Here is a 15,185-nt window from a genome sequence, read left to right on the forward strand (position 1 = left end):
CCTGGGGTAGGCCCAGGTCTACTGTCATCTACTGCCCGCTTCGGTCACGATGGAGACCTGAAGAGTGGAAGGACCGCTGTGAGATCCGACGAAGAACCGACGCCGATTGTTCGGTGGCTGAGAGCGGCCATGTATGCCGTTGTCACCACTCTGCTCGCGCCGGTCGCGCTGGTGCTGTTCGTCGTCCAGGTGGTCGCGATCCCGCTGGTCCTGGTCTCCGTCGGCGCTCTGGTGCTGTGGATCAAGGTGCCGATCACCGGCGCGTTCTGTGACCTTCATCGGCGGATGGCAGCAGGCGTTCTCGACCGGCCGTGGCAGCCGGGTGATTACCGGCCCACGAACAATCGAGGGATCTTTCATCTGTTGTCCGTGTGGAGTACCGATTCCCTGCGCTGGCGCGACCTCGGCTGGCTGGTGATCGCGTCGACGGTCGGATTTGTCATCTCCTTGGTAGGAGTGATCTTCACGGCGACCCTCATCCTGCTCCCCTTCGTGGAGCCATTGATGAAAACCCGTGCCGTGATGGATCTGTGGGCGCTGAACCGCAGCCGTAACGAAGTCCTCGAGGCACGCGTACACGAGGTGACCGAGTCACGGGCTGCGACAGTTGATTCCGCGGCAGCCGAGCTGCGCCGGGTGGAACGGGACCTCCACGACGGGGCTCAGGCGCGGCTGGCCGCCCTCGGTATGACGATCGGTCTGGCCGAGAGTCAGATCGCCACCGACCCGGAAGCGGCCCGGCAACTGATGGCCGAAGCGCGGGCGTCTGCCACGTCGGCCCTCGGCGATCTGCGATCAGTGGTCCGCGGCATCCATCCCCCGGTACTGGCCGATCGCGGCGTCGGACCGGCAGTCGAAGCGCTGGCTCTCGACATGCCCCTGCCCATCACACTCAATCTCGGTGTGCGCGAACGCCTTCCCATCGCCACGGAGAACGCCGTGTATTTCGCGGTTGCCGAGGCGCTGGCCAACATCGGAAAACACGCCCGTGCACGGAACGCGTGGATCGCCATGGGTATCTTCGACGGTGTGCTGCGCGTGGAGGTCGGCGACGACGGGGTGGGCGGCGCCGCACCCTCGGGCTCGGGGCTGCACGGTGTCACCCAGCGATTGACCGCCCTCGACGGAAGGCTCTTCGTGCACAGTCCGATCGGTGGGCCGACCATCGTGTCGATGGAGGTGCCATGCGCGTCGTGATCGCCGAAGATCACGTTCTCCTGCGGGACGGGCTCACCCGCATCCTCCAAGCCCACAGCATGGACGTGGTGGCGGCCGTCGACAACGCCACCGAGCTCGACGTCGCGCTCGGCGACGCCTCCATCGACGCTGCGGTGCTGGACGTACGGATGCCACCCACGTTCACGGACGAAGGTCTGCGCGCTGCCATCAAGATCCGGGCCTCCCGTCCCGGCTTCCCGGTCCTGGTGCTCTCTCAATACGTCGAACAGCTCTACGCGCGAGAGCTGCTGGAGAGTGGCGAAGGGGCGGTCGGCTATCTCCTCAAAGACCGGGTGGCCAACGTCGCCGGGTTCATCGATGCCGTACGGCAGGTAGCCGCGGGCGGCACCGTCCTCGATCCGGAGGTGGTGTCGCAGCTGCTCACCGGTCAGCGAGCCGACGGACCGCTGGAACGTCTGACTGCGCGGGAACGCGAAGTGCTGGCCCTGATGGCCGAGGGCCGCTCGAACGCAGCCATCGCCGAGGCCATGTTCGTCTCCGAGAAAGCGGTCAGCAAGCACTCGAACAGCATCTTCACGAAACTCGATCTGCCGGTGTCGGCCGACGACAATCGACGGGTCCTGGCGGTGCTCGCCTATCTAGGGGTCTGACCTCAGCCGCGGATCACGTTGTAGAGGAAGGTACTGCCGGCCAGCAGGATGCCCGAGACAGCGGCCGGCCAGAACCAGTTGTTGAGCAGGTCCGACCTAAACGCCACCACAACCCAGCCGATGATCAGCAATGCCGTGGTGAGGGTGGTGACGATCCGGACCAGCAGGATCACGATCATCCCGAACGACCACACGAGCTCTCGAAGCCCAGATCTCATCAGACTCCTCAGAAGCGAAAGTCCCGTCAGCTTCTCAGAAGAACGCACAGGGTAGCTGCGTTCATCCATGCGGAGTCGGTCACATTTGGCAGACTGAACTGATGAAGACCATTCTGAATGTCATCTGGCTCGTGCTCTGTGGATTCTGGATGGCGTTGGGCTACGTCGCCGCCGGGATCATCTGCTGCATCCTCATCATCACCATCCCCTTCGGGATCGCCTCGTTTCGGATCGCCGCGTACGCCCTGTGGCCGTTCGGCCGAACCGTGGTTCGCAAACCCACAGCCGGCGTCGGCTCGGCCATCGGCAACGTGATCTGGCTGATCTTCGCCGGCATCTGGCTTGCCATCGGCCACATCGTCACCGGAATCGCCCTGTGCCTCACCATCATCGGCATTCCGCTCGGCATCGCGAGCTTCAAGATGGTCCCGGTGTCGCTGCTGCCGCTGGGCGCAGAGATCATCGATTCGGACGAGGTCGGCGTCATCACGGCTCCCCCGCCCCGCCAGCGCACATACTGATCGCGCGCCCGCCCGACCTCAGGCTCGAGACAACGCCAGCACCGGGATCGTGCGGCTGGTCTTCTTCTCGTAGTCCGCGAAGCCCGGCATCAGACCGGCCTGCTCGGCGTAAATCCGGTCGCGGTCGGCGCCGGTGACCTCGGAGACGGTCACCGGGACTGTGTCGTCGCCGATCTCCACCTCGGTTGCCGGGTCGGCGAGCAGATTTCGGTACCACTGGGGGTCCTCGTCGGCGCCCGCAGCGCTCGCGAAGATGTACGAGACCCCGTCCTTGGGCAGATAGACCAGCGGGGTCACGTACCGCTTACCGCTCTTGATCCCCTTGTGATGCAGCAACAGAAGTGGCGCGCCCTCGAAATTGCCACCGACCTTGCCGTGATTGGCGCGGAACTCTTTGATGATCTCGTCGTTGAAGCCCATGGCGAAAAGTCTAGGCGCTCATCACCCGACATCGTCGAGATCGAGACCCATCGGAGTGACCGACGGGATGTCGCCGCTCGCGACCACTGTCTTCGTCAGCGTCATCAGCGCCGAGGTGAGTTCGTCGACCTCGGATTCGGACAGGGCGTTGTACGCAGGTGCTGCGAGCCGATCGGTGGTGGTCTCGATGTCACCCTTGAGCGCTCTCCCGGACGGCGTGATCGCCCCTGAGTGGTCGAGCAGTCCGCGCTCGGCCAAACGTTCTGTGAGCGCAGACCATTCGTCGGGTGTGTACTTGCGGCTGGTCTCGAGAACCGACCGTGGGATGGCAGCGGCACTCGAATGCAGCACCCCTGCCTCGCGACCGGTGACACCGGCGGTGGTCAGGGCTGCCACGTGGCCGTCACCGCGGTGTTCGCGCAGCAGGGTCGCGGCATGCCACAGGGCCCCATACCGATCCTCCGGCCACGGCAGCGCCGCGTTCGCCGCAAACAGCGCCCGACCACCCAGGTCTGCGTTCTGCGCAGCCGGCCTCAGCAGAGCCACCACCCGATCGACCACCTCGTCGTTGCCCGCCGAACCCAGCATCCGCTGCAAAGTGGCCACCGCGGCCTGTCGGCGCACATCGATCGCCGTCTCCGGCGGAGCGAACCGCCAGGCGTCCGGGATGGCGCGGGCCACGTGGTCGGGCGCGAAGTTGTAGAACAGCGCGGTCACGATCTCGGGACCCACCTCGCCCAGGGGCGCGGCACGACCCGCGAAATACCCCATCCAGAAACCGCGATAACCGGCCGCTGCCAGCGCCTCTCGCGTCTCGTCCGAGAAGTAGGTGACGGCGTGGATCGGTTCGAGCAGTCGCCACAGACGACGCGCCGTGGACAATTCGATGGCCATGGGCTCGACAATGCCATTGCGCGCGCAGATCAGCCATGGTTCTGCGACGCCCGACTCGATGGATCCGCGACCGACAGGCGTTGCCGACTACAGCGCGTCGGCGAGAAACTCGACCCCGAGACACCGGTAAGCGGTGCGGTACTTGGTCCGCAGCCGTGCCTGTGTGTCGTCGGGCAGGCGGTTCAGCCGAACCGGATCGGTGTTGTCGGCGAGGTCGGCGAGTTTGACGGCCAGAGCCATCCGGTTCGTTCGTATACGTGCGTAATACTCTTGCGGCGCAACATGTTCGGTTCGGGTCAGCAGCGTCACCGCATCCACCACCGTTCCCGGGATGCCCTCTGCCAGCAGATCTGAGGCGGTGATGTCCGAGTCCTCGATCACGTCGTGCAGCAAGGCGGTTGCGATGTACTCGGCCGACTGGGGCATGACTCTCGTCGCGACCGAACGAGGATGCACGATGTACTCGCCACCCACCTTGTCGACCTGTCCGTGATGGGCGCGGTCCGCGATGGCTCCGGCCACCGCGATCAGATCTTCGCCGCTGCGAGATTGCGCCATGATCCGCCTTTCCCAGATGTTCCGACTGTAAGGGAAGGCCGGGTCCCATGTCCGGACGATCAGGTATCGCGCCGGCGATAGCGCCAGGGATAGGCGAACCAGAAGAACGCGAAGGTGAGCAGGGCGACCAGACCCGCGACCCACCCCACTGATTTGCTGACCACCAACTCGAACACCAACGTCATGACGCCGGTCAGCGCCACTCCGAGCAAGACAAGCCCACCGAGGGCGAATCGCTGGGCGGAGTTCACCAGCTCTTCGAGACGGTGCCTCCGGAACAGCAGCCGGTGCATGGCCACCGGTGCGAGCAGCAACACCGTTGCGCCGACCGAAGCGGTCACCGTCACGAGATACACGTTCTGGAACAGACCATCCTGCTCGTAGAAGCGGTCCTGGAACGGCACCGTGAGCAGGAATCCGGTCAGCAGCTGAACGCCGGTCTGCACCACCCGGAGCTCCTGCAGCAAACTTGCCCAGTTGCGGTCGAGACGCTGTGTGGGAGTCTCGTTGCGCTCCCTGCGCAGCCAGTCGTCGTCAACCGTCTCGTCGCTCATCTGCCAATGGTCGACTCCTTCCTTCGCACTGGCAAGTGCCTGCCGGAACGCGGTGGATATGGTCAGCCGAGAGGTTTCACCGTGGCGAAGGAGCAGGCAATGGCAACGGGTCAGTCCGGGACAGCAACACCCGCGTGGTTCACCGCCGCCATCGAGCAATCGCCCGACCATCGCGACGTCGAGGTCGAGGGTGCGTCGGTGCATCTGCGTTGCTGGGGCGAGCCCGGCGCGCCCGGTGTTGTCCTGGTGCACGGTGGTTCCGCGCACTCGGGATGGTGGGACCATGTCGCGCCACTCCTGGCCGTCTCACATCGGGTGGTCGCCCTGGACATGACCGGTCACGGCGACAGCGATGCACGCCCCGACTACCCGCTCGAGACGTGGGCCGCAGAGGTACTGGCCGCCGCGCAAGCGGGCGAGATCGCGGGCAAGCCGTACGTGGTGGGACACAGTATGGGCGGCTGGGTCACAGCAGCGGTGGGCGCTCTGCACGGCGAGCGGGTGGCAGGCATCGTGGTGATCGACTCACCCCTGCTCAGTGAACCGCCCGAAGAGGTGATCATCCGCCAGTTGAGCCGCAGGGCGCGGGCGTATCCGTCCAAGTCCGAGATCATGGCCCGCTTCCGCACCGAACCGGCACAAGAAGTGTTGTTGCCGTATGTGGCCGAGCATGTCGCCGGCGAATCGGTGCGAGACACCGAGGCCGGCTGGATGTGGAAGTTCGACCCCGAGATGTTCCGCAAACGGCACGAACGCGGCCAGCGGGTGAAGGTACGGGACTTTCTCGCGCAGGTGAGCACCCGGGCGACCTACATCCGCTGCCAGAACGGCATCGTGCCTCCAGAGACCGCCCAGGAGATCGCCGGCCTGTTCGACCCCAGAGCCACCGTGGTCGAGTTGGCCGAGGCAGGGCACCACCCGATGATGGACCAGCCTTTGCCCCTGGTTGCCACACTGAGCACTGTTTTCGCGCACTGGGATTCGGCTCAGTGACATCGAGCGCCGCGGCGTCGGCGATGGCGGTGCTCCACCACTGATGCCAACAGAGGATGCCGGCGCGCCGCGGTACCGCACCTTGTTGCTGACCCTGGGTCTGCTGACCACCATCACCGCGATCGTCAGCAGCCTCGGGGCCCCGCTGATCCCGGCCATCGCCGACGAGCACAACGTGACGCTCACCGACGCGCAGTGGGCTTTGACCGCCACCTTGCTCACCGCAGCGGTCGCGACACCGATCATCGGGAGGCTCGGAGCCGGACAGATGCGTCGGCCGACGATCATCACCGGTCTCGTCATCGTCACCCTGGGTTCGATGCTGGCCGCACTTCCCTGGGGTTTTGCCCCGCTGTTGATCGGCCGGGCGATGCAGGGCGTCGGACTCGCGCTGGTCCCCCTTGCGATGGCCGTTGCTCGCGACGTCATCCGACCACCGAGAATCTCGGGCGTCATCGCGATGTTGTCGGTGACAGCTGTCGCCGGTACCGGCCTCGGGTACCCGCTGACGGCCGTGGTCGCCCAGACCTGGGGCCTGGCTGCCGCTTACTGGATGGGCGCCGTGCTCAGCGCCTGCACCCTGCTGATGGCGCTGAGTTTTGTTCCGCGTGCGCAGTCGGTGATCCGCGCACCTGTGGACTGGGCAGGCGCGGTGATGTTGTCCGCCGGTACGGGGTCCACGCTTCTGGCGGTCAGCAGGGGTGAGACATGGGGCTGGACGTCGCTTCGCACCGTTGTCCTTGCGCTGGTGGGACTTACGTTCCTCATCGTGTGGGGGCGATGGAGTCTGCGACGTGATCACCCGCTGGTCGATCTCCGCCTGGCCACCCGCTCGGGAATCGCTGCACCGAATCTGGTGGCCTTCGGCGGTGGCATCGGTATGTACACGTTGCTGACGTTGACCATCGTGCTGGTCCAGAGTTCGGATCCTGGCTGGGGGCTTGACCATTCGGTCACCGTCGCCGGCCTGATGCTGGTGCCCTACTCGCTGACGAGTGTTGTCGGCAGCAGACTCGCGCTGGCGGCCGGCGCCAAGTACGGCCCCGACGTCCTGCTGCCTCTGGGCTCGGTTGTGTTCATGGGTTCCACTCTCGGTCTGGCCTTCGTGCACAGCAATGTGTATTGGGCTCTGGGCTGGATGGCCGTCGGTGGACTGGGCAGCGGCTTCACGTTCTCGTCGCTGGCCGTGCTCATCGTCCCGCACGTTCCGCAGGAGGAAACCGGTAGTGCGATGGCGTTCAACATGGTTCTGCGCTATCTCGGCTTCTCGGTGGGCAGCGCGGTCAGCGTGACGCTGATGGCCGTATACGGCGGCGGGCAACAGGGGTTCGTCTGGACGCTCGTGACCATGGCGGCCGTGTTCGCCGTTGTCGCGGTAGGTGCGTGGTTGCTGACCACTCGGCAGAGACCACCCGCTGTTCCGGCATGAATCGGTAGACGCCACAAAAGAAAAGGCCAGGAACTCTTGGTTCCCGGCCTGATCTCACTCTGTGGGCGAAGGGGGACTTGAACCCCCACGTCCCGAAGGACACTGGCACCTGAAGCCAGCGCGTCTGCCATTCCGCCACTCGCCCGTGGCTGCTCGTCGGTCTTCAAACGAACTGGAAAACGGTAACATGGGCCGGCCCTGCGTCAGAAATCGGCAGCTCTGGACGGCGAGGGTGACGGGTCGAACACGCGGCGCGTCAGAGGCGCGTGCGATCAGATGAGTTGTACGTCACTTCCCGCACAGCTTTCGGTTGGGCCCATTCGGGCCGATCAGCCCACGTATTCGGCCGAAACGGACACCAGGCGTCTACTGGGACATCTGTGGCGGACGGTGCAGAAGTTCCGCCTGGAGTGTCCAACGCGGGGTGTGAGTCGCTATCATCAAACAGCACGATTGGCACGCCGACACGCTGAGAACTCGAAGGGAGGTCGTCGGTAGTGGGGATTCTGCAAAGAATCGAACGCAAACTCGAAGGTGCGGTAGATGACGGCTTCGCCCGGGTCTTCGGCGGCAAGGTCGCCCCGCAAGAGGTCGAGAACGCTCTGCAACGCGAAGCCGAAGACAACTTGGAAGACCTCGGCGACGGCGGCAAGCTCGCCCCGAACGCCTACAACCTGGTGGTCAGCTCCACCGACCACCGCGAGATGGTTGCCGAGTACGAGCTCAACCGGAAGACCTTCTCCAAGCATCTCGAGAATTTCATCCGTGACAACGGATGGCAGACATACGGTGACGTGGTGGTCGAGTTCTCCCACTCACCCACCCTGCACACCGGTCAGTTCCGGGCTCGGGGCACGGTCAATCCGGACGTCCGGCCGATGCCTGTGCAACAAGCAGGCCATCGTCCTCCAGATCAATCAGGGCCGCCGTTGCCCCATCCGCCGCCCGCGGCGCCAAACCGAAACCCACAAGTAGGAGCCACTCCCATGACGCAGAACTCCGGATACGACCCCCGCGGAGGTTACGAACAGGCTCCTACCCACCGCAGGCGGCCTACAGTCAGCAGCCCTACGAACAGGGCCAGGACAACTCCGGCGACGGCGCTCAGGCGTACAGCCAGCAGGGTGGCTACGACCAGCAGGGCTACAACCAGGCCGGCTACGACCAGCAGGGTTACGACCAGCGTGGCTATGACCAACGCGGTTACGACCAGCACGGTGGCTACGACCAGGCCGGGTACGACCAGGGCGCCTACCAGCAGGGCGGCCACGACCAGCAGGGTTACAACCAGGGTGGGTACGCCCAGCCGCCGGCCAACCAGGAGCAGGGCTACGACCCGCGCAACTACCAGCAGGGTTACGACCAGGGCGGCTACCAGCAGCCCGGATACGACCAGCAGGGTTACGACCAGGGCGGCTACCAGCAGCCCGGGTACAGCCAGAACGAGTACGACCAGCAGGGTGCATACAACCAGCAGGCCGGCTACGCGCAGGGATACCCGCAACAGGGCGGGTACGACCAGCAAGGTGGCTACGACCAGCAGCCCGGGTACGCCCAGGCTCCCGGCTACGGCGCTCCCGCCGCGTACGCACCAACGGCGATCACGCTGCTGCTCGAAGACGGCAGCAACCGCACATTCCAACTGCGCAACGGCTCGAATGTCATCGGCCGCGGCCAGGACGCCCAGTTCCGTCTGCCCGACACCGGTGTTTCCCGTCGCCACGTCGAGATCCGCTGGGACGGCTCGAGCGCCCTCCTCAACGACCTCAACTCCACAAACGGCACCACGGTCAACGATGTCCAGGTCAGCAGCTGGGAACTCGCAGACGGTGACCGGATCCGCGTGGGGCATTCGGACATCACCGTCCGTTTCCAGTGACGCCCGCACAAACCGTCACTACCCAGTAGCGCGCTCCCTCGATCCGCGTGGCTCACAGCTGCTCGATGCACAAGTGAGACATCCGAATGCGTGATGGAGCGACACTGGGCCATAAGATGCACTGGACGTTGATGGCTGGCCCAGGAGGTGGAAAAGCGTGCAGGGCATAGTGCTGCAACTGACGCGTGTCGGCTTCTTGCTGCTGCTGTGGCTCCTGGTGTGGGCAGTACTGCGGGTCATCCGCACCGATGTGTACGCCGCCACCGGCCAACGACCCATGACGCGCTACGAACGCCGCAACCGCGGCGGGTCCCCCGCCAAGGTGAAAGGCGGGGCCAGATATCTCGTGGTCACCCATGGGGCCCTGGCCAACACGAGGATCACGCTCGGCACCCAACCGGTGTTGCTCGGCCGCGCCGACGACTCGACCCTGGTTCTCACCGACGAGTACGCCTCCGAGCGCCACGCCCGGCTGATCCGCCGGGGAGATGACTGGTATGTCGAAGACTCGGCTCCACCAACGGCACCTACCTCGACCGTGCGAAGGTCACCACCGCTGTGCGCGTGCCGCTCGCAACTCCGGTCAGGGTCGGCAAAACCGTGATTGAGTTGCGCCCGTGACCCTGGTGTTGCGCTATATCGCGCGTAGCGACCGCGGCTTGGTCCGTGCGAACAACGAAGACTCCGTGTACGCCGGTGCCCGATTGCTGGCCCTTGCCGACGGCATGGGCGGCCACGCAGCCGGTGAGGTGGCCAGCCAGCTGGTCATCCAGGCACTACGTCCCCTCGACGACGACGAGCCCGGCGGCGACCTCCTGGCGAAACTCGAAGAGGCCACCCGCCATGGCAACGAGGCGATCGCCGACCAGGTTGCCGAGGCCCCCGAACTCGACGGCATGGGCACCACCCTCACCGCCATCCTCTTCGCGGGCTCGCGCCTGGGTCTGTGCCACATCGGCGACTCGCGCGGCTATCTGCTGCGCGACGGCCAACTCACCCAGATCACCCGCGACGACACGTTTGTTCAGACCCTTGTCGAAGAAGGCCGGATCACGGCCGAAGAAGCACACACACATCCGCAACGGTCGTTGATCATGCGTGCGCTCACCGGCACCGAGGTCGAGCCCACGCTGACGGTGCGCGAAGCCCGCGCCGGCGACCGCTATCTCCTGTGCAGCGACGGGCTGTCCGATGTGGTCAGCGAAGAGACCATCGCCGACACCATGACGTCGGTGGAGAACTACCGCGACTGCGCCGACCGGCTCATCGAGCTGGCCCTGCGTGGCGGTGGGCCCGACAACGTCACCGTCGTGGTCGCCGACGTCGTCGATGTGGATTACGGCGACAGCCAGCCGATCGTCGGCGGAGCGGCCGGAGGCGACGACCAGGAGTACGTCCCCGATCCGCGTACCTCGGCCGGTCGTGCGGCCGCGCTGCGTCCGCCTGCCCAGTCGCCCCGGCGGCCGACCATCGGAACCCCCGAACCCGAACCGCCGCAAGCACACCCGCGGCGTAAATGGATCCTCGGCGGTATTGCCCTTGCCGTGATCGCCGTCCTCATCGCCGGTGTCTTCGTGGGCCGGGCGATCGTCCGGTCGAACTACTACGTCAGCGCCGACAACGGCGAGGTGGTGCTCTACCGCGGATTGCAGGGGTCATTCCTGGGCTTGAGCCTGCACGAGCTGAGCAAGATCACCTGCACCGGAGCCATGGACACCGACAGGCCGACGGTCACCATCGCCGACTACAACAATCGTCCCGAGAACTGCGTACCCCTGAAGGTGTCCGACCTCACCGGCACGGCGCCCGCCTCGCTCGAAGGCCGCGACCCCGTGCCTCTCGACGATGCCGAGGAACAGGTCCGAAACCTGATGGACAACCTCGTGCCGTTGTGTCCCGAAGAGGAGTCCGCCTCGGCCGAGGGCGTCACCCCGGGCCCGGCCCAGCCCCCCGCTCCGGGTACCGAGAGTCCTGTACCGCCGCCGGCCACACCGGGACAGCCCGCGCCGGTGCTCCCGCAGTCGGGCAGTGCCAGCACGCAGCCTCCGCTGACGTCCACCACCACGCCGCCCGTCACGGCCCCGGAAAACTGTCGGGGGCGCTGATGTCACAGGCCGCCGTCACACAGACACCGGCTTCCGGGCCGATCCGCAACTACACAGGCCGCAACTCCGAACTGGTGTTGCTCGGCCTGTCGACGATCATCGTCTTCACCGCGCTCATCCTGGTCGAGGCTGCGCAGTCGCAGAGCATCACCTGGGAACTGGCCAAGTACATGGCCGCCTACGTCCTGCTCTACGGCTTCGCCCACCTCGTCGTACGGCGATTCGCGCCCTACGCCGATCCGCTGATCCTGCCGCTGGTGGCCACCATCAACGGTCTCGGGCTCGTCCTGATCCATCGCCTCGACCTCGGAACCGGTCAGAACGGTGAGACCGCCAACCCCATCGACCGCACCAACGACGCCGATCAGCAGGTTCTGTGGGCCGTCCTCGGCATCATCGCGTTCGCGGCCATCCTGATCCTGATCCGCGACCACCGGACGCTGTCGCGGTACAGCTACCTGCTGGGCCTGAGCGGTCTGATCTTCCTGGCCATCCCGGCGATCCTGCCGTCGTCGATGTCGGAGATCAACGGTTCCAAGATCTGGATTCGCACCCCGCTGTTCAACATCCAGCCAGGCGAGTTCTCGAAGATCCTGATCATCATCTTCACCGCGTCGTTGCTGGTGTCCAAGCGTGATCTGTTCACCACCGCGGGTAAGCATTTCCTCGGTATGGACCTGCCCCGCGCTCGCGACCTCGGCCCGCTGCTCGCCGCGTGGATCATCTCCATCGGCGTCCTGGCGTTCGAGGCCGACCTCGGCACCTCTCTCCTGATCTTCTCGACCATGCTGGTGATGCTGTACGTGGCGACCGAGCGGGTGAGCTGGCTGATCATCGGCGTCAGCCTGTTCGCCCTGGGCGCACTGGTCGCCTACCAGCTGTTCTCACATCTGCAGGTGCGTGTCGCGGTGTGGCAGGACCCGTTCAGCGACTTCTACGGCCAGGGCTACCAGGTCGGCCAGAGCCTGTTCGGCCTGGCCACCGGCGGTCTGTTCGGCACCGGTCTGGGTTCGGGCCGGCCCAACATCGTGCCGTTTGCCAACACCGACTTCATCATCGCGACCATCGGCGAAGAGCTCGGCCTGGTGGGACTCGCGGCGATCCTGCTGCTCTATCTGGTGTTGATCGTCCGCGGTCTGCGCACCGGCATCGCCGTTCGTGACAGCTTCGGCAAGCTCCTCGCCACCGGGTTGTCGTTCACGATCGCGGTGCAGATCTTCGTGGTGGTCGGCGGCGTGACCAAGCTGATCCCGCTGACCGGCCTGACCACACCGTTCATGTCCTACGGCGGCTCATCGCTGCTGGCGAACTACATCCTGGTCGCGTTGCTCATCCGCGTGTCCAACGCCGCACGTGAGCCCGATCCGACCAAGAAGAAGTCGACGCCCATCGCCGAGGCGCCCACCGAGATGGTCAAGCGCTCATGAACATTCCCATCCGCCGCGTGGTCATCGCGGTCATGGTGATCATCCTCGTGCTGCTCGCCAACGCCACCTACGTGCAGGTGTTCAAGGCCGACAACCTGCGGGCCGACCCACGCAATCAGCGGGTGCTCCTCGACGAGTACTCGCGTCAGCGCGGCCAGATCACCGCCGGCCAGGACGTGATCGCGCAGTCGGTGCCCACCGATGACCGGCTCAAGTACCTGCGCACCTATCCGGGACCGTGGGCGCCCGCCTTCGCACCGGTCACCGGTTACTACTCGTTCCAGTACGCGAGTTCGGGACTCGAGCAGGCCGAGGATTCCATCCTCAACGGCAACGACGACCGGCTGTTCGGACAGCGTTTCGCCGACATGTTCTCCGGTCGTGATCCACGCGGGGGCAACGTGATCACCACCATCGACCCGCGGGCGCAGCAGATCGCCTTCGACGAGATGAACAAGGGCTGCAACGGCGGCTGCCGCGGAGCCGTGGTGGCGCTCGCACCGAACACCGGCGCGATCCTGGCGATGGTGTCCACACCGAGTTACGACCCCAACCTGCTGGCCAGCCACGACACCACCGTCCGTGAAGACGCCTGGGCCGCGTGGAATCCCACCGAGGATTCGACCGGGTTCCAGCCGATGCTCAACCGGGCCCTGAACGAGACCTACCCACCTGGTTCGACGTTCAAGGTGATCACCGCTGCCGCTGCGCTCGAGCAGGGCATCGGCCAAGACGAACGCCTTACGGCGGCAAGCAGTTACACGCTGCCGCAGACCGAGACCGGACTGACCAACTACGGCGGTCAGAGCTGCCCAGACTCCAGCGGTGGCCAGGTGACGATGCATCAGGCCCTCGAATACTCGTGCAACACAGCGTTTGTGCAACTGTCCACCGAGAAACTGCAGAACCCGATCGAAGCGGTCAAGAACCAGGCCAACGCTTTCGGTGTCGACACCGAACTACCCGACACCCCGCTGCCCGTCTCCGAATCGTCGGTCGGCCCGATCCCTGACCTCGCCGCTCTCGGCCAGAGCTCCATCGGCCAACGTGATGTGCGGTTCACCCCACTACAGAACGCGATGATCGCCGCGACCATCGCCAACGGTGGGGTTCGCATGCAGCCGTACCTCGTGGACAAGTTGCAGGGTCCGGACCTCAAGACCCTGAACACCACCCGGCCCAACTCGCTCAACGAGCCGATCAGCGCTCAGACCGCTGCGACCCTGACCGAGATGATGATCGACTCCGAACGCAACACCCGCGGATCCGGCGGGCCGGTGTCGATCGCATCGAAGACCGGCACCGCCGAGCACTCCAACACCCAAGGCACCGATGAGACCCCCTACGCCTGGTACATCGCGTTCGGTCCCTCGAGCAATGCCAAGGTGGCGGTGGCGGTGATCGTCGAGAACGGCGACGGCGGACTACAGGCAACGGGCGGCTCGTCAGCCGCCCCTATCGGGCGTGCCGTGATCAACGCGCTCGCAGGTGAGAGGTGACCGGGTGAGTTTGCAGGGTGGCACGACCATCGCAGGCCGGTATCGGCTGATGCGGTTGATCGCGACCGGAGGCATGGGCCAGGTGTGGGAAACCATGGACACCAGGCTCGATCGGCGCGTGGCCGTCAAGGTCCTCAAGGCCGAATTCTCCGACGACCCCGAGTTCCTCGAGCGGTTCCGCACCGAGGCCCGGACCACCGCGCAGCTGAACCACCCCGGGATCGCCAACGTCTTCGACTACGGCGAGGCGCAGGATCCGGGTGCGGGTTCGGTGGCCTATCTGGTGATGGAACTGGTCAACGGGGAGCCGCTCAACGCGGTGCTGTCGCGCGTCGGTCGGCTGTCATTGAACAATTCCCTCGACATGCTCGAGCAGACCGGCCGGGCGCTCAAGGCCGCCCACGACGCCGGTCTGGTGCACCGCGACGTCAAGCCCGGCAACATCCTCATCACTCCCACCGGCCGGGTGAAGATCACCGACTTCGGTATCGCCAAGGCAGTGGATGCGGCGCCGGTCACCCAAACCGGAATGGTCATGGGCACAGCGCAATACATCTCGCCCGAGCAGGCGCTCGGCGAAGACGCGACCGCGGCGTCCGATGTGTACTCACTCGGCATCGTCGGTTACGAGGCGATCGCAGGCCGCCGTCCGTTCCTGGGTGACGGCGCCATCACCGTGGCGATGAAGCACATCCGCGAAGAGGCACCACCGCTTCCGACCGACCTCCCGGTCAACGTCCGGGAACTGATCGAGATCACCATCGCGAAGGACCCCAAGCAGCGGTACGCCGATGGCGGGGAGTTCGCCGATGCGGTGGCTGCCGTGCGCGCCGGCCGCCGGGCGCCGTTGCCGGGTACC

15 protein-coding genes, 1 tRNA gene and 1 pseudogene are annotated in these 15,185 nt (G+C 65.5%); 11 read left to right on the forward strand and 6 right to left on the reverse strand.

The genetic code is table 11. The features are described 5' to 3' along the window. Positions 1-78: 78 nt before the first annotated feature. Together W823_RS0127975 and W823_RS0127980 are read left to right on the forward strand one after the other, a co-directional pair. Complete coding sequence (locus W823_RS0127975) at positions 79-1,197, forward strand: histidine kinase (RefSeq protein WP_031331435.1); 1,119 nt, start codon at positions 79-81, stop codon at positions 1,195-1,197. Next, positions 1,185-1,829 carry a response regulator transcription factor gene (locus W823_RS0127980; RefSeq protein ID WP_031331436.1) on the forward strand — a complete coding sequence of 215 codons (645 nt, stop codon included), beginning with the start codon at positions 1,185-1,187 and terminating at the stop codon, positions 1,827-1,829. The genes W823_RS0127975 and W823_RS0127980 overlap by 13 nt, the downstream gene beginning before the upstream one ends. Before the next feature lie 2 nt (positions 1,830-1,831). On the opposite strand, the gene W823_RS0127985 is transcribed toward W823_RS0127980, so the two are convergent. Next, positions 1,832-2,047: a hypothetical protein gene (locus W823_RS0127985; RefSeq protein WP_030167137.1), complete on the reverse strand. Its 216-nt coding sequence runs from the start codon at positions 2,045-2,047 to the stop codon at positions 1,832-1,834. 101 nt (positions 2,048-2,148) lie between these two features. On the opposite strand from W823_RS0127985, the gene W823_RS35345 reads away from it, so the two are divergent. Continuing rightward, complete coding sequence (locus W823_RS35345; RefSeq protein ID WP_023955238.1) at positions 2,149-2,568, forward strand: YccF domain-containing protein; 420 nt, start codon at positions 2,149-2,151, stop codon at positions 2,566-2,568. An 18-nt stretch (positions 2,569-2,586) separates the two neighbouring features. Here W823_RS35345 and W823_RS35350 read toward each other — a convergent pair whose 3' ends face one another. The 4 genes from W823_RS35350 to W823_RS35365 all read right to left on the reverse strand — a co-directional run bounded on the left by W823_RS35350 (position 2,587) and on the right by W823_RS35365 (position 4,994). Then, on the reverse strand, positions 2,587-2,988 hold the full coding sequence (locus W823_RS35350) for a nitroreductase/quinone reductase family protein (protein ID WP_023955240.1): 402 nt from the start codon (positions 2,986-2,988) through the stop codon (positions 2,587-2,589). 21 nt (positions 2,989-3,009) lie between these two features. After that, positions 3,010-3,882, reverse strand: a complete 873-nt coding sequence (locus W823_RS35355; RefSeq protein ID WP_023955242.1) for a hypothetical protein — start codon at positions 3,880-3,882, stop codon at positions 3,010-3,012. Between the two features lie 87 nt (positions 3,883-3,969). Continuing rightward, the gene (locus tag W823_RS35360; RefSeq protein ID WP_023955244.1) at positions 3,970-4,440 is read right to left on the reverse strand and encodes an HD domain-containing protein; all 471 of its coding nucleotides are present in this window, start codon (positions 4,438-4,440) and stop codon (positions 3,970-3,972) included. Positions 4,441-4,499: 59 nt separating this feature from the next. After that, positions 4,500-4,994 carry a DUF6328 family protein gene (locus W823_RS35365; protein WP_023955246.1) on the reverse strand — a complete coding sequence of 165 codons (495 nt, stop codon included), beginning with the start codon at positions 4,992-4,994 and terminating at the stop codon, positions 4,500-4,502. A gap of 99 nt (positions 4,995-5,093) precedes the next feature. Between W823_RS35365 and W823_RS35370 the strand changes: the two genes are divergently transcribed. Continuing rightward, complete coding sequence (locus W823_RS35370) at positions 5,094-5,987, forward strand: alpha/beta fold hydrolase (RefSeq protein WP_031331438.1); 894 nt, start codon at positions 5,094-5,096, stop codon at positions 5,985-5,987. A 43-nt stretch (positions 5,988-6,030) separates the two neighbouring features. Further along, positions 6,031-7,416 (forward strand): MFS transporter, encoded by a 1,386-nt coding sequence (locus W823_RS35375; protein WP_023955250.1) that lies wholly within the window; start codon positions 6,031-6,033, stop codon positions 7,414-7,416. Between the two features lie 62 nt (positions 7,417-7,478). Here the strand turns inward: W823_RS35375 and W823_RS35380 are convergent. Further along, positions 7,479-7,561: transfer RNA gene (locus W823_RS35380), tRNA-Leu, on the reverse strand. 352 nt (positions 7,562-7,913) lie between these two features. Between W823_RS35380 and W823_RS57070 the strand changes: the two are divergent. The 6 genes and pseudogenes from W823_RS57070 to W823_RS35415 form a co-directional block, all read left to right on the forward strand. Beyond that, positions 7,914-9,295, forward strand: a pseudogene (locus tag W823_RS57070) (FhaA domain-containing protein). Between the two features lie 157 nt (positions 9,296-9,452). Further along, positions 9,453-9,899, forward strand: a complete 447-nt coding sequence (locus W823_RS35395; protein ID WP_369792572.1) for an FHA domain-containing protein — start codon at positions 9,453-9,455, stop codon at positions 9,897-9,899. A 13-nt stretch (positions 9,900-9,912) separates the two neighbouring features. Beyond that, positions 9,913-11,400: a PP2C family serine/threonine-protein phosphatase gene (locus W823_RS35400; RefSeq protein ID WP_023955256.1), complete on the forward strand. Its 1,488-nt coding sequence runs from the start codon at positions 9,913-9,915 to the stop codon at positions 11,398-11,400. Further along, entirely contained in the window at positions 11,400-12,827 is a 1,428-nt protein-coding gene (locus tag W823_RS35405; protein ID WP_023955257.1) for an FtsW/RodA/SpoVE family cell cycle protein, read from the forward strand. Before W823_RS35400 ends, W823_RS35405 begins: the two co-directional genes overlap by 1 nt. Next, complete coding sequence (locus W823_RS35410) at positions 12,824-14,326, forward strand: penicillin-binding protein 2 (protein WP_023955259.1); 1,503 nt, start codon at positions 12,824-12,826, stop codon at positions 14,324-14,326. The genes W823_RS35405 and W823_RS35410 overlap by 4 nt, the downstream gene beginning before the upstream one ends. A gap of 4 nt (positions 14,327-14,330) precedes the next feature. Beyond that, a partial coding sequence (locus W823_RS35415; protein ID WP_023955261.1) for a protein kinase occupies positions 14,331-15,185 on the forward strand: 855 nt, incomplete at its 3' end.

This window comes from Williamsia sp. D3 (assembly GCF_000506245.1).
Lineage (GTDB): Bacteria > Actinomycetota > Actinomycetes > Mycobacteriales > Mycobacteriaceae > Williamsia > Williamsia muralis.